The 18,719-nt window shown below is 61.0% G+C and carries 21 protein-coding genes; all 21 read right to left on the bottom strand.

Going from position 1 to position 18,719, the window contains the following annotated elements; genetic code table 11:
- Positions 1–75: 75 nt before the first annotated feature.
- Positions 76–390 (bottom strand): hypothetical protein, encoded by a 315-nt coding sequence (locus tag ABEB25_RS12220; RefSeq protein WP_345736692.1) that lies wholly within the window; start codon positions 388–390, stop codon positions 76–78.
- Positions 391–523: 133 nt separating this feature from the next.
- The gene (locus tag ABEB25_RS12215; protein WP_345736691.1) at positions 524–1,090 is read right to left on the bottom strand and encodes an RNA polymerase sigma factor; all 567 of its coding nucleotides are present in this window, start codon (positions 1,088–1,090) and stop codon (positions 524–526) included.
- 15 nt (positions 1,091–1,105) lie between these two features.
- Entirely contained in the window at positions 1,106–1,585 is a 480-nt protein-coding gene (locus tag ABEB25_RS12210; RefSeq protein WP_345736690.1) for a periplasmic heavy metal sensor, read from the bottom strand.
- Positions 1,582–1,905, bottom strand: a complete 324-nt coding sequence (locus ABEB25_RS12205) for a hypothetical protein (RefSeq protein WP_345736689.1) — start codon at positions 1,903–1,905, stop codon at positions 1,582–1,584. The genes ABEB25_RS12210 and ABEB25_RS12205 overlap by 4 nt, the downstream gene beginning before the upstream one ends.
- A gap of 83 nt (positions 1,906–1,988) precedes the next feature.
- Positions 1,989–2,276, bottom strand: coding sequence for a hypothetical protein (locus ABEB25_RS12200; protein ID WP_345736688.1), 288 nt, complete (start codon positions 2,274–2,276; stop codon positions 1,989–1,991).
- Positions 2,277–2,371: 95 nt separating this feature from the next.
- Positions 2,372–2,809, bottom strand: coding sequence for a hypothetical protein (locus tag ABEB25_RS12195; RefSeq protein ID WP_345736687.1), 438 nt, complete (start codon positions 2,807–2,809; stop codon positions 2,372–2,374).
- Positions 2,806–5,952: an efflux RND transporter permease subunit gene (locus ABEB25_RS12190; protein WP_345736686.1), complete on the bottom strand. Its 3,147-nt coding sequence runs from the start codon at positions 5,950–5,952 to the stop codon at positions 2,806–2,808. The genes ABEB25_RS12195 and ABEB25_RS12190 overlap by 4 nt, the downstream gene beginning before the upstream one ends.
- 6 nt (positions 5,953–5,958) lie before the next feature.
- Entirely contained in the window at positions 5,959–6,657 is a 699-nt protein-coding gene (locus ABEB25_RS12185) for a permuted SH3 domain-containing protein (protein WP_345736685.1), read from the bottom strand.
- Positions 6,658–6,669: 12 nt separating this feature from the next.
- Complete coding sequence (locus tag ABEB25_RS12180) at positions 6,670–7,941, bottom strand: TolC family protein (RefSeq protein WP_345736684.1); 1,272 nt, start codon at positions 7,939–7,941, stop codon at positions 6,670–6,672.
- A 125-nt stretch (positions 7,942–8,066) separates the two neighbouring features.
- On the bottom strand, positions 8,067–8,459 hold the full coding sequence (locus ABEB25_RS12175; protein WP_345736683.1) for a hypothetical protein: 393 nt from the start codon (positions 8,457–8,459) through the stop codon (positions 8,067–8,069).
- A gap of 295 nt (positions 8,460–8,754) precedes the next feature.
- The gene (locus ABEB25_RS12170) at positions 8,755–9,198 is read right to left on the bottom strand and encodes a DUF559 domain-containing protein (protein WP_345736682.1); all 444 of its coding nucleotides are present in this window, start codon (positions 9,196–9,198) and stop codon (positions 8,755–8,757) included.
- A gap of 21 nt (positions 9,199–9,219) precedes the next feature.
- On the bottom strand, positions 9,220–9,408 hold the full coding sequence (locus tag ABEB25_RS12165) for a hypothetical protein (RefSeq protein WP_345736681.1): 189 nt from the start codon (positions 9,406–9,408) through the stop codon (positions 9,220–9,222).
- Positions 9,409–9,440: 32 nt separating this feature from the next.
- On the bottom strand, positions 9,441–9,680 hold the full coding sequence (locus tag ABEB25_RS12160) for a hypothetical protein (protein ID WP_345736680.1): 240 nt from the start codon (positions 9,678–9,680) through the stop codon (positions 9,441–9,443).
- A gap of 16 nt (positions 9,681–9,696) precedes the next feature.
- Positions 9,697–10,383, bottom strand: coding sequence for a hypothetical protein (locus ABEB25_RS12155; protein ID WP_345736679.1), 687 nt, complete (start codon positions 10,381–10,383; stop codon positions 9,697–9,699).
- The gene (locus tag ABEB25_RS12150; protein WP_345736678.1) at positions 10,380–11,006 is read right to left on the bottom strand and encodes an HMG-box domain-containing protein; all 627 of its coding nucleotides are present in this window, start codon (positions 11,004–11,006) and stop codon (positions 10,380–10,382) included. The genes ABEB25_RS12155 and ABEB25_RS12150 overlap by 4 nt, the downstream gene beginning before the upstream one ends.
- A complete protein-coding gene (locus ABEB25_RS12145; protein WP_345736677.1) occupies positions 11,003–15,406 on the bottom strand; it encodes a DNA polymerase in 4,404 nt (1,467 codons plus the stop codon). Before ABEB25_RS12145 ends, ABEB25_RS12150 begins: the two co-directional genes overlap by 4 nt.
- The gene (locus ABEB25_RS12140; protein WP_345736676.1) at positions 15,403–16,659 is read right to left on the bottom strand and encodes a DEAD/DEAH box helicase; all 1,257 of its coding nucleotides are present in this window, start codon (positions 16,657–16,659) and stop codon (positions 15,403–15,405) included. The genes ABEB25_RS12145 and ABEB25_RS12140 overlap by 4 nt, the downstream gene beginning before the upstream one ends.
- Positions 16,656–16,820: a hypothetical protein gene (locus tag ABEB25_RS12135; protein ID WP_345736675.1), complete on the bottom strand. Its 165-nt coding sequence runs from the start codon at positions 16,818–16,820 to the stop codon at positions 16,656–16,658. The genes ABEB25_RS12140 and ABEB25_RS12135 overlap by 4 nt, the downstream gene beginning before the upstream one ends.
- Positions 16,817–17,656 (bottom strand): PD-(D/E)XK nuclease family protein, encoded by an 840-nt coding sequence (locus ABEB25_RS12130; RefSeq protein ID WP_345736674.1) that lies wholly within the window; start codon positions 17,654–17,656, stop codon positions 16,817–16,819. The genes ABEB25_RS12135 and ABEB25_RS12130 overlap by 4 nt, the downstream gene beginning before the upstream one ends.
- A 28-nt stretch (positions 17,657–17,684) precedes the next feature.
- On the bottom strand, positions 17,685–18,416 hold the full coding sequence (locus ABEB25_RS12125; RefSeq protein WP_345736673.1) for a phage replication initiation protein, NGO0469 family: 732 nt from the start codon (positions 18,414–18,416) through the stop codon (positions 17,685–17,687).
- 52 nt (positions 18,417–18,468) lie between these two features.
- On the bottom strand, positions 18,469–18,717 hold the full coding sequence (locus ABEB25_RS12120; RefSeq protein ID WP_345736672.1) for a helix-turn-helix domain-containing protein: 249 nt from the start codon (positions 18,715–18,717) through the stop codon (positions 18,469–18,471).
- Positions 18,718–18,719 lie beyond the last annotated feature (2 nt).

Here is an 18,719-nt window from a genome sequence, read left to right as displayed (position 1 = left end):
CCTCGAAACCGTGGCCGCAAATGAAAAGCCGCCTGCGAGGTGAGTCACAGGCGGCTTTGGAGGCTGCCAGTGTGCTTAATGCTGCGTGCAGTGGCGCAGAGCACCACCACAGGATTTGCACACATGCTTGGTGAGGCTGCCAGTCTTCATCATGGCGATGACCTGGTTCTCACACTCCGGGCAGGACATGCGGCTGGCGTCACGCAGGGTGACAATGCCTTTGTTGCCCGGCCCGTAGCCCGTGGACGGCGCTTTGAAGTGGACGGTGCCGCACTTGTCACAGCTCACGGCGGCTGTGGGGGCGGAGGATGGAGCCTGGCATGACGCGAGGACCAGCGTGCCGATGGCGGCGAGTCCGAGAAGCGAGGTGCGGATGAGTTTGGATTTCATGGTATGGATGCGTTTGGTTTGTGTTTGGTTTTCGGAGCGAGTGACTGACCCGCCCTTATCGTCTGCAACTCCACCTCCGCGAGAACCCCTCCAGCTTCACAATTCGTGCCTCATGGAGCGCAAGATCGGCGCGTTACAGACTGGCATCGAGCATCTGACGAAGCATCTGACGTGCTCGATAAACACGCACTTCCACCGCTTTGACCGAACAACGCAAAACCGCTGCGATCTCGGCTTGGCTCATCTGCTCGACGGCGAACAGCAACAAAGCCTCCCGCAACTCAGCGGGCAATCTGCCGATGGCCTTGTTCACCAGCGCGGCCTTTTCGTTGAGCGCGGCGGCGTCGTCCGGCGTGAGTTGCGGATCAACCGGATCATGGGTCAGCTCACCAGCCTCATCCTCCATCGGCACGGTGGGATGTCTGCCTTTCCACCGGGCATGGCTGCGGGCGAGATTTGCCGCGATGTGAAAGAGGTAGGTCGAAAAGGCAGCGGTCGGCTTGTAGCTTTTCCGGCTGGTGTAGAGACGGACGAAGGTTTCCTGCGCCAGGTCGGTGGCCGTGGCATGATCTCCGACCATGCGGAGGAGGAAGGAGGCCACTCGATCACGCCAGCGGTGCATCAACTCGTTCAACGCCAGATCCTCGCCCGCAGTGAGCTTCTGCATGAGCTGAATGTCCTCCTCGTCTTGATAGCTCATGAGTGGCACGCGTGGTTAATGCCCGTGGCTGACGGGTTCCGCCGCCACGCCGATGACCTGCGGCAACATGGCATCGAGATATTGGCGTGCTTGGGATTCGGACATGAGTCCTGCTGTTTGGTGAAGGTGCCGGAGTAGAGCCTTCTGACATTCGACATGCACGGCGGCCTGCTCCTGCAAGGCGGCGTCAAACTCGGGCGAAGACAGGTTTCCTTGAGCAGCGAGCTGGCCGATTTTTTTCCGTGCCGCCACCACTTTCATGCACAATGCCTCGCAGGTGGGCTTGTAGGCGAGGTGCTGGGCTTTGACCTTCTCAAACTGAGTGTCGTCGAGCTTGAGTTCCCGGTGCAGCCATTCCAGCTCGGGAAGCATTGTCTCGCCATCATGAGAGGTGGCGTCCAGACGGGTGCCGCACTGGCATTGGTTGCGCGTGATGAAAAAAGCCGCCGTGGAGGCTGCCACGGCAAGAATGAGGATGAGGAGTCCGCGTTTCATTCCTGGGTGGGCAGATGCGCTGGGTGCAGCGGATTGATGGAGGCGAAGTAGGCGGTGCGCTGGGCGGATGCGCTGCTCTCACTCACGGTAAAACCGCCGAGTCCTGCGCCTGCCGCGAGCATCACGGTGACTGCTGCAACGGCAGGGACGGGCTTGGCGATCCAGAGTAGCAGCGCATCCACGATCTCGCGCCATCCGCCGAGGGCGGGCACCGGAGAAGCCACGGAGACACGTTCCCAGACCTCGCGATTGAAAGAGGCAGGCAGTTCCATTTTGGGATGAGACTGGCGAATGAGGGAGTCGAGTTCGTGATCGTTCATGACACGGGAAGATGTCGGATGATGGATGGAAGATCAACCTGCCAGGTCATCCGTTCCTGGCGGGTTGCTGGTTTGGCGGCGGGTTAGTTCGCGCATTGCGTGCGCTCGGCGGCGGTGCAGTTCTTCCCGGCGTGTGGCGCGTCGCAGCCGGTGTTGCACACGATGCTCTTGTTCACCACGATGCCGTTCTTGATACCGTTGGTGGTGTAGCGCGTTTTGGTTTCGCAGCAGGACTTGAACGCGGGCTTGGCGGGTGCGCTGGCTTTGGCGGTGAAGCCCGGAGGCACTCCCTTCCAAGGGTTGGCGCTGGCGCTTGTGTAACTGAAGCCGACGAGGATCGTGACGGCGAGGAGGGCGAGTTTCGTTTTCATGGTTGGATTTGGTTTGGTTAGTTTGGTTGGACGCGATGTTGTGCGTTCATCCAGTGCAACTCCACCCCTCGCCAAACCCCTCCAAAAAATAAAGATCACTCGTCGCAGGTGCAGGCGTATTCGGGGTTTTTGCAGGGGCCGCCGCAGATGTGGAGCTGGAGCTTGATGCGGAAGTTCTTGGTCTTGGCGTCGGGGGTGGACTTCGCTTGGAGGACGACTTGATAGCCTTCGCCTTCGGGGAGCTTGGTGGTGGAGACGAGTTTGCCGTCTTTGACCTCGAAGGCCATCTTGGCCTTGCCGCTGGGGGCTTCGGCGGTGGCTGTGATGACTTCGGTGCTGGCGGGCTGGGCTTTCAGCGCGGCGTCATAGACGGCAATGCTGATGCTGCGGTCTTTTTCGACGAAGAACTCGGCTTGTTTGCCGCCGAGATCGAGGAGGAGGCCTTTGCGGGGACCGGCTTTGACTTTGGCGTCGGCAAAAGCGGACGTGGTAGCGAGGGCGGCGATGATGAGGATGTTGAGCAGTGTTTTCATGGTGTGTTTGTTTGGGCTTTGGTTTTGCGCTCAATCCAGTCGTAGAGCACAGGCACGACGAGCAGGGTGAGGAAAGTGGAGGTGATGATGCCGCCGATGACGACGGTGGCGATGGGGCGCTGGACTTCCGCACCGGCACCGGTGGCAATCGCCATGGGGACGAAGCCGAGGCTGGCGACGAGCGCGGTCATGAGCTTGGGCCGCAGACGAGTGAGGGTGCCTTCGACGACGGCCTCGCGCACCTCGCGGCCTTCGCCGCGCAGTTGGTTGATGTAGCTGATGAGCATGATGCCATTCAGCACGGCGATGCCGCTCAAAGCGATGAAGCCGACAGCGGCGCTGATGGTGAAGGGCATGTCGCGCAGATACAAAGCGAAGATGCCACCGGTGACGGCGAGCGGGACGCACATGAAGATGAGCGTGGCCTGCCGGAAAGAGCCGAAGCTCAGGAAGATGAGGACGAAGATCAACGCGAGCGCGAGCGGCACGACGATCATGAGGCGGGCTTTGGCTTCTTGCAGGTTCTTGAACTGGCCGCCGAACTCGAAGTAGTAGCCGTCGGGGAACTTCACTTTGTCATGGATGGCCTGGGTGGCCTCCTGCACGAAGCCTTCGGTGTCGCGTCCGCGCACGTTGATGAGGATGCTGACTCGGCGCTGGGCATCTTCGCGGGCGATCTGCACGGGCTGGGGGACGAGGACGATCTTGGCGACCTGGCCGAGGGCCAACATGCCGCCGCCTTCGGTGCGGAGGGCGAGGCGTTTGATGCCTTCGAGGTCGCTGCGGCGGTCTTCACCGAGGCGGACGACGATGGGGCTGCGTTTGTTGCCTTCGATGACGAGGCCGACTTCGGTTCCGGCAAGCGCGGTCTCGATGAGGCGGTTGAGTTCATCGGCGTGGACGTTGAACTTGCGCATGGCCTCGCGGTCGGGCTGGATTTCGATCATGGGGTTCTTGCCGATGCTGTCGAACTCGGTCTCGCCGCCGCCGGGGATGGCGGTGATCGCGGTGCGGACTTCTCCGGCGAGGCGTTCGAGTTCGTCGTAGCTGTCGCCAAAGATTTTGCACACGAGGTCGGCGCGTGCTCCGGCCATGATCTCGTTGAAGCGCATCTGGATGGGCTGGGTGACGAGGATGTTTTGCCCGGGCACTTGATCGAGCAGAGCTTTCCGCATGAGTTCGCCGAGGTGTTCTTTGCTGATGGGTTTGCCGTCTTCTTTGCGCCACTGATCACGCGGCGAGAGCATGAGGTAGGTGTCGGCCACGTTGGGGTTCATCGGGTCGGTGGCGATCTCGGCGGTGCCGATGCGGGAGAACATTTCTTTTACCTCGGGGAAGTCGCGGCGGATGACGGCCTCGCTCTGCTTTTGCAACTCCAGCGAGGAGGACAAACCGGCGCTGCTGCTGCGGATGAGCTGGAAGGCGAAGTCGCCCTCGTCGAGCTGCGGGATGAACTCGGAGCCGAGACGTGTGAAGACCCAGAGCGAGGAGCCGAACATGATGAGCATAGGCAGCACGATGAGCGGCTTGAACCGCAGGCCGAAGCGGAGCAGCGGCGTGTAGAGACGTTTTGTTAGCGTGACGAGCCAGTTGTCCTTTTCCTGAATCTTCCCACCGAGCAGATACGAGCACAGCACGGGCATCAAGGTGACGGCGAGCACCAGCGAACCACCGAGCGCGAGCATGACGACGAGGGCCATGGGCTTGAACATCTTCCCCTCGATGCCTTGCAGCGCGAGGATGGGCACATAGACGACGGTGATGATGAGCACGCCGAAGAACATGGGGTTGGCGACTTCTTTGGCGGACTTGAGCACTTCGTCGGTGCGCTCGCGGAGGGTCAGGGTGCGACCGAGCGCGTGCTGCCGCTCGCCGAGATGACGCACGATGTTTTCCACCATGACGACCGCGCCATCAATGATGAGACCGAAGTCGATGGCTCCGAGGCTCATCAAGTTTCCGCTGATGTGATAGCGCACCATGCCGGTCATGGCGATGAGCATGGAAAGTGGGATGACGAGGGCGACGATGAACGCGGCGCGGAAGTTTCCCAGCAGCGCAAAGAGGACGACGACGACGAGCAGTGCGCCCTCGGCCAAGTTCTTCTCAACCGTGGCAATGGTGCGGCTGACGAGGTCACTGCGATCATACAAAGCGCGGATGACGATGCCTTGCGGGAGCTTGGGCTGGATTTCGGCGAGCTTGGCCCGCACAGCCTGGGCGACGAGGCGGGAGTTTTCACCGGCAAGCATGATGGTGGCTCCGATGAGGGCTTCCTGCCCATCATCGGTGGAGGCTCCGGTGCGGAAGGCGCTGCCGATGCTGACGGTGGCGACTTCGCTGAGCAAAATGGGCTTCACCCCGCCTGCGAACTTGAGCGGGATGCTGAGGATTTGCTCGATGTCATTCACGCGGCTGGTGGCGCGGACGATGAGCTGCTCGCCACCGATCTCGACGTAACCGCCGCCTGCGTTGCGGGTGTTTTGCTCCACGATCTCCGCCAGCATGTCGAGCGACATGCCGCGTGCGGCGAGGCGTGCGGGATCAGGCTGAATGACGATCTGCCGCTGATAACCGCCGCTGGTATTGACCTCCGCGACACCGGGCGTGCCGCGCAGCAATGGCTTCACTTGGTATTCCTGAATCTGCGCGAGGGCCATGAGCTGGGCCTCGCGGGTGGCGGGCTTGTGGGGTGCGTCGGCGCTGTAGTCGAGGCCATAATAAAAGATTTCGCCAAGGCCGGTGGCGACGGGTGCGAGCTTCGGCGTGAGGCCGGGCGGGAGTTCATCGAGCACGGCTTGCAGCCGCTCGGTGACGAGCTGGCGGGTGCGGTAGAGGTCCACATCGTCCTCAAAGATCATCGTGACCTGTGAGAGGCCGAACTTGGACAGAGAGCGCAGCTCCACCATCTGCGGCAGGCCCGCCATTTCGCTTTCAATGGGGAAGGAGACGAGCTTTTCGATCTCCTCGGGGGCGAGCGCATTGACGGCAGTGTTGATCTGCACCTGCGGGTTCGTGATGTCCGGCACGGCATCAATGGGCAGATGAATGGCCGACCACGAGCCGATTCCGATCAAGATGAGCGTGGCAAGCAGCACAGCGGCCCGCTGCCGCATGGCGAAGGTGATGAGGTGTGAGAGCATGACGTGCTAGTGGCCGCAGGTGCAGGCTTTGCCGCCGCGCAGGACTTGCAGCTCGGCGAGCCACAAGGACATGACAGGCGTGGTGACGATCTCGTCGCCGGTGTAGAGGCCGTCGGTGATTTCGACATGATCGCCACTGCGTGCGCCGACTTTGACGGGCGTGCGGAGGAAGAACTCGTCGTTCTTGGCATAGACGAAGGTGCCCTCGGCGGTGGTGAGCAGTGCATTCGCAGGAATGGCGGTGACGGCATCGCCAGCGGGAAAGCGGAAGGTGGCGTTGATGGCGCTGCCTGGCTCGATGGGAGCGGCGGTTTGCACAGTGACTTCAAAGTCGCCGAGCGTGGCATAGGCTGCTTTTTCAATGCGGAGCACGCTGCCTTTCGCGGTGCCAAGCCCGACCTCCATGCCGGGCTGCACACGCGCGGCTTGATCGGCAGTGAGCCATCCGCTGGCCTCGGTGCCACGCTGCATGGCCTGCACGTTGATGGTGAAGGCAGGGGCGATCTTTTCCTCCTGCACCTCGGCGGTTTGCAGGCTGATGGACTGCGCCATGAGCGCGGTGAGGGCCACGCCTTTGCCGTCCTTGAACTGTGCGCCGTTCTCCGGTGCGGTGGTGTGTTCGGTGGAAGGACTGGCGGCGGATTCGCTGCAACTGGTGAGCGCTGCGGCGGTGACGACGAGAGACAGGATGAGCAAGAGTTTCATGATAAGGTGAAGTTAGTTTTTGGTGGTGATGAGGCTGCCGGGTGCGCCGGTGAGTTCTTCGAGGGTGAGCGCGGCCTCCAGCGCCTCGGTCTGGGTGCTGTGGATGGCCTCGACGGCTTCGAGATACTTGTCCTGAAGCTCGACAAAGGTGCTCATGGGCACGGCACCGAGTCTGAAATGGCGGTCGGCAAGCGCGGCGGCATCGCTGAACTTCGTGACGGCATCGCCCTTCCACACGGCGAGGCGTGACTGCTGCGTCTGGTAGATGAGCATGCTCTCCGTGACCTGCCGTTCCACCTCGCGCTGTGCGGCGGCGAGCGTGGCCTGCGCCTGCATCTGGCGTGCCTCGGCATTGGTGACCTCTGCTTTGCCATTCTTCCAAAATGGCAGCGGGAAGGAGATGCCGATGCCTGCCACGGTCTGGTCATCGAGCGTGCGGGTGTTTTGCACCTCAACAAAGGGGCCGATGGTGAATGCGGGGTAGCGCTCGTTCTTCGCCAGCTCGACCTTGAAGCCCTGCTGCTCCAGCTCGGCACGGCGCAAGCGCAGCTCGTAGTGGTTCTTCATCGCGGAGCCGAGCAGGGAGAGCAGCGCAGGCGCGGGCCGTGCATCCAGCGGGCCGCGCTTCACGATCAGCGGCGCATCGGCGCGGCGACCCATGAGCTGGTTCAGCTCCAGCAGTGCCTTTTGCACCTCCACGCCTGCCTTTGATGCCCGTGACTCCGCCACGAGCGCCGCCGCCTCGATGGTGGCGATCTCAAGCTGCGGCGCGATGCCCGCAGGCTCACGCTGCACCATGACCTCACGCAGCGAGGCATAACGTGCGGCGACTTCATTCGCGGCATTAGCGAGATCTTGCTGCGCGGACAGCGTGAATGCCAGCACGCGGACACGGGCCGCGAGATGAAAGCGAAACCGCTCCAGCCCCAGCTCCGCCATGGCGATGTCGCGGTTAGCGATGGCCTTGCGCAAGCCAAGTCTGCCGGGCCACTCGATGGGCTGCGCCAGCTCGGCAGAGAAAGCGAGACCGTTCGAGCGGCTGTCGGCGTTGCGAATGCTGTTGTTGCCGACTTGCAGGCTCAGCTCCGGGTTCGACTGCCTGCCCGCCGTGCTGCGAGTCGCCTTCGCCGCCGCGACCTCCGCCTCATAAAAGCGGATTTCAGGATTCCCCGCGAGCGTGCGACCCACGAGACTGGAAATGGAGGACGGCTCCGGTTTGGAATCCGCCGCGAGAAGCTGCGGCACAGCGGCCAGCAAGAGAGATGATAGGATGAATGAACGCATGATGAGATGGGATTGGAGTTTCGACGGAGGCACGGCAAAGCCACGATGCCGCTAAGCGAGCGGTCGCGGTGGGAAGCTCCTGCGTGGATGTCACCGCCAACATGGGCGGACCAACGCACGGGACTTTAAGCCTGGATCGAAGGCGCACGCACAGGCAGTGCCGTGCGTTGTGTGAAATGCCACGTCGCTCGCAGTTCCGGCGGCGCGGTGGTCATCGGCAGCCCAGAAGACTCCGTGGCCGTGGCGAGATCGTCTTGAAGACGAATCATCGCCTGAATCAACTCCGCCAGCTCCACCATCTGCATCGCAGGAAGCATGACCGGCGCGGGAACTTGGCTGTGGGCAATCGTATCGCTCGGGCAGGAAACGGGAGCGGGATGTTCGCCGTCGTCGTTGGCATCATGGCATTCAGAGCAGCAAGCCTCGACCGTGCATCCACCTGCCCCATAACAGCACACCGAAGCCGGGACCATCAAGGCCAGCAGCAGAAGTGCGAGGATTTGCCAGAAGCGTTTCATTGAGGAAGCGGCGGCAAGACTCGCCGACATCATCAGATGGTCAAGGTGGGACTTTATTCCGACAGGGACTCGCTCCTGTCGCCGCACCACGGTCGCGTCCTTGCATCTGAGCGGCATTGATCAGTTTCTTTATCACGCAACTCTTGCCAAGATTGAATTCCCGGCACTCGAAGTTCCGGCCGCCCGTGCATGTGCCTGCCTGTTGCTGCCGAGTCGTGCAAGGAAATCTCTTTTCGAGATCGTTCGTGACCCTGGGTTCGGACACCACCACGCAAATTCCATGCAAACGCGAATTTCAGCTTTCCACTTTTTTCACCGCCGGATTCGCGTCTAGCGATTCAGAATCAACGATTTGCTGATTTTTGACCAAAGTGGATTCAGTGGAAAACCGCCTTATTTCGTCACGCACCTGTTCAGCCATGCGCTCCACGTTCTCCAACGTGATTTGATCCGGCCCGAATCGGAACACGCGCCAGCCAGCGAGTCCTGCGGCGAGGTATTTCTCCAGATCGGCATTGAACCCGGCAGCACGGTTGTGGCGACCATTCACCCAGATGCCGCCCTCGATCTCGATCAACACACGAGCGCCTACATGCGCAAAATCAGACCTCCAACGCCGTTCGTGGTGGAAGCGATACTCCTTCTCCAAGTCTGGCCCCTTGACGTGTTTCCAGAGCATCAGGAAGCGCGCCTCCAGACTAGAGGGAGATTTCGGGGCACGGTAGCGCAGGCGAGGCATGGCCTGCGCAGAGAGTCAACTTTACGCCTCGGGTGGAGACTGCTCTTTGAAGCGACGTTCCAGTTCTTCCAATCGCTTTTCCAAGCCTGTGTTGCGCACTCGGCGCTGCATATGCAGCTCGATCCAGCGCTCGATAGGGATGCACAGGGCGAGAACGACCCAGGCGAGGCCGAGGGCGAGCGCCCAAGCGATGATGTCTGCGGGTGTCATAATGATTTTCGGGGTGTGGGATGGTATTTGGGTTACAGCAGTTTCATCTGCTCCGGGTCGTCCACCTGGCTCTCGATCTCGTCGGTGATGGTTTTGCTGATGCTGCACTTCACCTTGAGCTTGGCGGGTGCGCCGTTGAGAACGGAGATGCGCAGGCCGATGGCGAACTTGCCGTCTTCGTCGGCGGAGTCCTTCGCTTCGCGCCAGTGGGTGGCGAGCAGTTCGCGGACGTGTTCGATGGCTTGATCTTGGAGGGGTTGGTCTGTGTCCATATCGTGGTGGGGTGGTTTAGTTGGAATCGAGTTCGCGGATGATCCGCACGACCATGCTGAGGTCGCGTTTGAGGGTTTCCTTCTGCTCGCGGGTCGCCCGCTTGAGCCAGCCGTTGTCCTTCATCTGCGCCCACCAGGCGTTCAGGCGGTTGAGGAACGGGATGTGATTGAGGCGGCCACGGTCGGCTGGATCGGAGGTCATCTCCTCGGCGGTGAGCAGGCGACCTGCGGTGATGCTCTTGCGCAGTCGTCGGGTGGACACTGCGCCGTGCTCGTCGTCGCCTTCAGCCCCGGCGATCTGGAGCCAGCGTTGTTGGTCTTCCTCCTTCAACTTCGCCACCGCCTTGTGATGCTCCCAGGAAAGCTGCTCGTTGCGCAACGAAGCGGGCACGCGTCGCGCCACATAGGCGTAGGTCACGAGGGTGCTGCGGTCCAGGCCAGTCAGACGCAGGGCTTCGTCATAGATCTCGGAGGACACTCTTCGGGTGCTGATGGATTCGTCTTCAAAGCCAGGAAGGCGTTTCTGGCCACGGAAGTGATCCTCGCCATACACGAGCCAGTCGCCGATGACGAAGGCCGCGCTGGACATGGCGGCTCCGAAACGGGAGGCCATGGACTGCCACTCCTCGAAGCTGAGGTCGGCTGTCACCTGCAACCCTGTGCGGGTGATGGTGATTTTCGGGTCGATGCGGGCGGGTTTCATGGATTCACGCGGAGATGATGGATGCGGGCTTTGCGGTAGCTCTCGCGGGCGAGCAGGGAGCGCATGGCACGGCTGGGTTTCAGATTGAGTGACTGCGTCAACTCGACGCAGCGTTTGGAGACGGCAGCGCGGGTCACGTCGTGGCGCTTGGCGATCTCGGTCATCGAGTCGCCGTCATAGGCAAGCCCGGTGACGAGGGCGAGGCAGTCGAGCGAAAGGCGAGCGTTGCTCTGGCTGACCATCTCGCCCACCAGGCGGCGCAGTAGATCGTGCAAGCCTTCAGTGTCCGCAGGCTGCGGATGATTTGAACATGGCTCAGTGGCGGAGGATGCCTGGTGGGCAGGTGCATCGGAGGCAGGTTCCTCAGGTTCTTCGTAGCTGTCCTCGCATCGGGCGCGGGAGGATTCGGCGGCGTCCTTGGTGGCACCACCGGAGCCTGAGGGGAGGTAGGCTTTGTCCAAGCCCATCTCCTTGACCTTGCGACGCTCCTCGGGCGGCAGGGATCTGATCCACTGCTGGTATTCCCGGCGGTAATCATCGTCCATGTCGCGCTGGCGGCTCTGGTACGAGCTTGGCGGCAGTTCTTCATCGTCATCGAAGTTCATGGGGGTGGCTCCTTTCATTTCTCGCCCCAGTTGGCACATGACCCCGCCTCGACCTCGATGGGCACCTGCGGGAACAGGGCGGCCATCGCTTCGATCATGGTGGCTTGGACCAGATCGCAGACTTCATTCGCCATCGCCTCGGGAGCCTCCACGAGCACTTCATCATGCACGGTGGAGATGATTCGGGCCTCGTTGGGCAGACGTTGGGCTAGGAGCACGAGCGCCTGCTTCATGCCATCGGCGCAACCGCCTTGAACGGGCGTGTTCACCAGGGCGGTGAAGCGTTCCCATTCGGAGGCCGTTTCCGGGATCAAGCGGCGGCGACCCAGCACGGTTCTAACTTCGCGGGCACCGGCGTCCGCCTGGTTGTGACTGACACCATGCCACTGGCGCAGGCGGTCGTAGGTGCGGAAGAACTGCCGGCGGATTTGCTCGGCCTGGTCCAGCTCCATCTGCACGCCGTAGCTCGATGCGGCGTAGCGCACGAGGCCCGGAGCGCTCTGACCGTACAGCAGGCCAAAATTTGCCGATTTGCTAATCTGCCGATCTTGCTTGGTGACGTCCTCCAAAGGCTTGTTCAAGACTTCGGAGGCGGTCTGCTTGTGCAGGTCCACGCCGTTCTTGTAGGCCTCGATCATCTTCTTCTCGCCAGCGATCACGGCAGCAGCGCGCAGCTCGATCTGCGAGTAGTCGGCGACGATGAGCTTGTTCCCAGGCTCAGGCACAAAGCAGGTGCGCAGTTCACCACGCCCCACGTTTTGCAGGTTCGGGTCCTTCGATGAGAACCGGCCTGTGGCCGTGCCCGTGGGATCGAAGCGGCCATGGATGCGTCCGTCCTGCTTCACACACTCCAGCAACGAAGCCGCCTGTTGAGCGAGCTTTTCAGCGCCCCGGTAGTCGAGGATCAGCGGGATGATCTCGCCATCGTCCGCCGCCTTGAGCGTTTCCTCGTTGGTGTTATCCAGCTCGATGCCTGCCGCCTTGAGCGCTTCGAGAAGCTGCTGAGGACTGCCAGGGTTGAGCTTGGGCAGGTTGAGCTTTTGGCGCAGCATCCCGGCATGATCGGAGGCAGAGGAGCGTGCCCTCGTTTCGATCTCCCGGAGCCTGGCTTTGTCCACGGCAATGCCGGCGGCTTCCATCTCGACGATGACGGGCACGAGATCGAATTCGAGCCGGCCCACCACATCGAGCTGATCGCTTTCCAGCAGGCTCCAGAGCTTGTTGGAAAGCGCCTGGAGATGGAGCACATCACGAGCGGCATAGGCGAGCTGATCTTCGGTGAGGAACATCGAACCCCAGTCGGAGCGGCTGTGATCAGGGGCGGGAGCAATGCCGAGGTAACGCTCCAGACACTTGTCGAGGTCGTTGCCTGGTTTGGTGCCAGCGCTGAACAGGCGCGCTGCCACCAGCGTGCAGAACACGCGCGTGGCACGGAGGCCACATTTCACGCGCAGCCAGAGCAGATCGAACTTGGCGTTGTGGGCGATGATCTCGACGGATTCGAGAGCTGTCTTCAGCTCACCGAGATCGTAGCCGATGGCGCGCAGATCCAAGATCCAGGGCTCCTGACCTTCCACGCAAAGGGAGAGCAGTCGGATGTCACCCGCCCATGGATCGAGACCATCGCCTTTGCGCGGGCCGTAGGTTTCCAGATCGAGCGCGACGGAGCGTGATTTACGGATCGCGGCAGCGATGGCCGGGAGGTCCGACGCGCTGCGCATTTGACGCATTTCACGCATTGGTTCCCCTGTGTGTGTACTGTACTCTCTTTTATTCTCCCTATTTTTATTATTTTCTTCTGATTTAAAGGTCTGGAGTTTTGGCAGAGCTACAGAATGCGATAAATGCGCCAAATGCGCCTGATTTACACCCTGGAGAGCGGTTTCAGAGGGCTGACGCATCCCGAATAGCTCACCCAGAACATCGTGACGTGAACTCTTCTGCTTGGTGAACCTGAAACGATGTTTCTGGGACTCTTTGGCGTGATCATCAATCATGAACAATATCCCGTCCAATTCGCGGTCCTTGAACTGCCGCAGGTCTTTGCCAATGCGGTGCTTGGCTCCCTTTTCGGCCAGATCACCGAACCATGAAAAGGCCTCCGTCTCCGCGTTGCTCTCGATGATTTCATAGATCTGAGCCTTACCGACCCACTTGTCAGGATGTGCGGCGTAGCCAATGACGAACAGCATCCGCATGGCCTCTGTTTGACGGTCGGCAGGCAGCCCGCCATCATCCAGATGCGGTTCGCATGGATCACCCAGGTTGTGGAACCCGAGCACTCCGCCCACGACGGTGGCCCACTCAGGAAAGCTGTTGAAGGGACGTTTGCCGGCGGGGCAGCCTGCCTCTACCCACATCGCGACCAGTGAGTCGATGGCTGACAAGATTTCACGGCGGTGCTGGCGCACCCAGTCATGCAGTTCCGGGTTGGGGAACTCGCGGCCATTGGCGTTGTCCTCGGGAAACTCCAGAGTGATGCGGCGTGTGCGCGGCTCGACATCGGGCCGGAACGTGAGGCCAATGTTAGCCGAGATGGAGAACTCGATCTCGTTGGGCAAGGTGAGGTCAGAGCGCGCGTCCGTGCTGCCGAGATTGCGAGCGCCAAAGGTCTTGCTGGTGATCGCGCCGATGAAGACAGCGTCTTGAATGTGGCCCTGGCAGTTGGCAAAATGCAACATCCGTCGCCCACTCATCAACGCGGCCGTGATGCGCTTGCGCGTTTCCTCGGACTCACGTTCCAGCGGAGCGTCTTCGATGCTGCGCCCCTCATAGACGATCTGAGTCACTCCTGCGAGGTAGTCCTTGCCTGCCCTGGGGCGGTTGCCTGAAAAGTGCCAGAGCGGGAACCGGCCATCCCAACCCATGAGACCTCGGCAGTAGGGCGTGATCAGACGAGCGATGGCATGGACCAGGCTTTGCTTGTCACGGAACCCAAACCCAACGTGCGCCTGCTTGATCCACTCAAAGGCCTCGTCCCGTGACATGCGCCTCAGTTCTGGAGCCGCAGGGTCCGTGTAGATGCGGAAGCGCGGATCGTAGCCAGATTTTGGCTGAGCGATCTCTCCGCCCGGCAGGCGGATGGGGAGCGGGAAATCCAGGATGCGGATGATCTCGGGCAGCTTCCGCCGGAGTTGTGGGGCGGCCAAAAGACCAGCCGCGCACTCACGCGTCATGGTGCGCGCTGAAAACACCGGCTGGCTGGTGTCTCGGTCCATTTGCACCAAGCCCGTCTGCACATGATCCTCAATGGCTGTGCGGGCTTCGATGGGTTCCAGCGCCTGAAACCCGAGTGACTGTGCCTTCTCTGAAAACCGCAGCAGGCGAACTGAGACGACACGCTCGGCCTTGTTGAACCAGACTTCCTTTGGCGCGATCACCTCGGCCACTTCGGTGGCGAACTCGGAGTCTTCACGATCAGGTCCAGGCAGAACGATGCGCGGGCGACCTTCGCGATCCTTTTGACCGTCCTTCCACACACGCTGCTCGCGACAGTGTTCATCCACGATCCCAGACTGCTGCGCTTCAAACCACTCCAGCACGTCTTTGATGCTGCGTTCGGCGCAGTGGGCGTGCAGGCATTTGAATCCAGGAGGCTCGGAGGCAAAGATGGCCGTGTCGGTGCCGATGCCGTCATGCTGCTTGGAGTGATCATGATCCCAGGGGCACCGCACTGCCCACTTCTGCTGATCTGGGTCGATGCAGTCGCCCAAACGGCCCGCACGACGAAACAACGCCACGATGTCCAATGTGGCGAGATCACCATTGAAGGCGGACCACCAGGTGGAATCCTTCTTCGGGCGGCCACGTTTGGCGGCCTCGGGAGTTTCAAAGCCGAACCAATGACACAACTGCTCCCAGCTCACCTCGGGAATGGTGCCAGTGATTTCCCAAACGTAGCGATGGCCGCTTTTGTGAACCGATGGACTCAGCACGATGTTGAGGCCGTCGAAGTAAAGCTCGGCACTCACCTTGTCATTGATCTGACAGGTGATGGCCTTCTTCGACTTGAGCACTGATTCAGGCAGGTCACGGCAGATGAAGGACAGATGCGCACCACCCCCGGTGCGCTCGCGTGGCGCATGATCAAGCTCGGGCTTGGTGGCAAGCCAAGCGCGGACGGATTCCCCAGCGTCGGGTTTGCTGTCCAGATCGACATGGATGAACGGTGGACGCACCACGCACCCCACATTGGTGTGAGAAGTGCCATTGAAATGTCGGCGGATGAAGTCCTGGGTGACTTCCTCGGCGCGGTGGTTGCGCCAGCCTTTGAGGATGGGCTTCTTGCCACGCTCCTGCTCATCACCACGGTCAGGTGGCATGAGCGGATGCACAGCCCAGCCAAGCTGGTCGTGGTAGAACTGAGCTGCCTGCAGGCGGTCGAGCTCGTTGATGTTGGACGGAATGGAAAAGCTCATGCAGCGACGGGTTTGGGCGTGATGGATTGGTAAAATTGGATGGCTGCCTGGCTGACGAAGATGCCGCTGAACCAGGCTTTGATGTTGAGGCCCGCTAGGGAGCGCACACGGGAGACGGCGACGTAGGCCTGGCCAGGTTCACGGGCGGCACGCACGTCGATGTAGGCACTGTCGAGAGTGAGGCCTTGGGACTTGTGGATAGTGAGCGACCAGGCCAGCCGCAGGGGGAACTGGGTGAAGGTGGCGCTGTGCTTGTCGCGCGAATCAAACCGCCATTCGTAGGGCGCGACACGGATCGGCATTCCATCGCAATCGACGAGCACTTCGTCACGCCCGCAGACGATCACGGTGCCGGTTTGACCGTTCACGAAACCCAGGTCAGGCTGATTCACCGTGAACATCACCCTGGCTCCCGGTTTGAGCACGAGCTGCTCAGGCGTGAGCAGGTTGGTGCGAAGGAACTGAACTTGATGATCTGGACCCGAAGTGCGTGCCGGGTAGATCGTCTCGTCAGACTCAATGCAGGCGAGACGATAGGCGTTCCATTTATCCACCTGGCTGTTGTGGGTGAACAGGCGTGGTGTGTCAGCGTCCGGAAAATGCACCACGCGTGAGGCAAGCAGTGCCGCACTGGCCGAGGAGATCTTGCCCACGCGGAACTCCCCGAAAGCGCGCAGGAGGTCAGGTTCGTCCTGTCGATGAACCTTGGTGAGGTGGATGGTGGCGAAGTCCGCCTCGATCCAGCTTTGAGTCAGGAAGGCCCAGTCATAGACCTCACGCGGATCAGTGCGAACCGGGGGCAGTTGCAGGAAGTCGCCTGTGGCAATGATCTGGATGCCACCAAACGGTGCCTGATCACGACGAACCGTGCGACACAGCAGATCGAAGAAGGCGAGTGTGATGCCCGAGAGCATCGACACCTCATCGAGGACCAGCAGACGACAGTTGCGGATGCGATCCAATCCCGCGCGAACCGAATGGCGATTGTCACGCATCAGTTCGCGGAGATAGCCACGCGGATCTTCACCACGTTTGGGGCCCAGCATCATGCCGCTCCAACGGTGGATGGTGCTACCACCGATGTTGAGCGCAGCAATGCCCGTGGAGGCAGTGATCGCCACCTCCTCGTCGTCAGCGTCGATCTCGTTGCGCAACAAGGTGCTCTTGCCAGTCCCAGCCTGACCGGTGAGCAGGACATTGCGGCCCTGCTTCACCAGCCGATGAAACCTCTCGGCGGTTGGATCAAAGCTCATGAGAGGTGTGGGTGAAGAATCCAGCCCAGGGCGAGCCCAAGCAGGAAGGTGATCCACGGCCATGCCCCGTGAGGCCAACGGCGATGGGTGGTGATCAACGGGCGGCGCTCATCGAGCAGTGTCATCAGGGTGGGCATGGGCTTGTCGGGTGAAAGGTTCATGCGCTGAGGAATGGCTCGGCGGGTTGCGGGCGGTAGCCCTTGATGAAGCACCACAGTTCGCGGGCGTTATTAAAAGCCTGCCAGAGAGACTCGTGGCCCTCTCGCGGCCAGACCTTCACCTGCACGGGCGTGGGTTCGACGGAGTTGATGACGACAGATGCGATGTCCTCCAGACGGCGCGAACATTCACCGGCGCTGTTGAGCGCCTTGAAGTAGGCCATCAATTGCAGCGGCCAGGTTTCGTAGTAGCTGGCCTGATAGACGCCCTTCTTGTCGGGCTTCATCTTCTGCGTCTTGAAATCAATGACCGCCCAGGTGCCCGTGCTCTTGAGCCTGGCCACCAGGTCGATGCGACCGGCGAATCCGAACTGCGTATGCACCGCCACGGTTTCGACCAGACCGATGCGCTCGACGTGCTCGTCGATCCACAGCTTCACTGGCGCGAATAGGCGCAGGATGTCAGGGTTTTCCGGGGATTCGCCGGTTTGCAGATAGACCTCAATGGCGGCGTGAACAGAGCTGCCGAGATCAGCAGCGGACCGGACCTGCTCGCCCATGTCTTCGACGACACGGCGGGCAAAGGCATCAAGGGGCTCGTCCTCACGCTTGGGCAGCGTCAGAGCAGCCATGATGGCCTGCTCCTGCTTCCAGGCATCAAGACCAGGCTTGGCCAGCACGCTGAGGACGTTGGTGACGGAGGGCAGGGCATTAACCTTGCGGGCGTCACGCAGGGTTACGGAACGCATGCCGTTGCCATCGGCCCGGACCACCTCGTGATACGGGGTGCCGTCTGGCAAATACCAGTGCGAGGGAGATTCGCGTTGAATGAGGATCATGGGATCGGATTCGAATGAAGGTTTGATCTCAGTAGGGGATGTTCTCGGAAGCCTCTGCCGGCTTGGCGAAGCCGAACTCGGCGGCGGCCTGCTCCACGGCGAACATCAGGTCGCGATCTGCCTTCAGTGGCTTTGGGAGCGCTTTGGCGATGGGCAGCCAGTTGTCGTAGAGCCCGCGCACCGCAGCCTGATCGAGTTCACAGATGTCCAGCCCCTGATGCTTGCCGACGTGAACCTTGGTGAAGTGCCAGTCATCCGCAGCTTGCGTAGCATCAGACGCGGGTTGGCTGACCCGGTTGTAGGAGGTGTCTTTGTCCTGGCGATCCTTGACTCGGATGTATTTGCCGGAAGGAGCCATCGTGCTGCCAGACTTGTCCGGACGGATCAGCCCGATGTTGGCATAGGTTTCGCCATTGCGTCCCTCCGTGTGGACGATGACGAGCTGAGCCATGCGACCGATGAGCGTGTCGGTGTCGAACTCCTTCTGCTCGGCGGCAGTCAGATCACGACCGAACCACTGCTTGAGAAAAGCCCGCAGTGCCGCCTTCTCGCCAAGGCTGGTGGTGAAGCCGCGAGACCAGACCAGATAGGGCCGACCGTCCTCGCGGAGCTGGGTGGTTTCAAAGACGAGACGGAACTGCTCCTTGGGACCGTAATCGGTCTGCACTGTTTTGGGTGGAGTGACATCCACACAGACGGCGAGGCCGTTGTATTCAGGATGAGTGTCGAAGGGTTTGTTGGCTTGAGCGCTGAGTTTCATGGTATTGATTTGAAGTGCGTTTGTGGATGTATTGGGATCGAAAGAGACTTGTTCATGGTTTTGAAGTGGCCGCGCCGGTGGACCGTTTGGGCTGTGCACTGCTTTTTTGTTGAGCGCCGAGCCAGCGCCTCACGGCTGCGAGATCGAATCTCACCATGTCGCCAATCACGATGGCTGGCAGGCCACGCTTGCGCAGGTTGTAGATGTGCCGCTGGGTGCAGCCGAGGTATTGGGAGAGCCGACCCGCGGTGAGAAGATCACCGTGGCGGTTACTTTGCGAATTGGGTTTGATTGGACTCATGG

Origin of the sequence: Prosthecobacter algae, from assembly GCF_039542385.1 — a bacterium.
GTDB classification, from domain to species: Bacteria; Verrucomicrobiota; Verrucomicrobiia; order Verrucomicrobiales; family Verrucomicrobiaceae; genus Prosthecobacter; species Prosthecobacter algae.
Note: the sequence above shows the minus strand (reverse complement) of the source record. Positions and strands in the feature narration are given on the sequence as shown.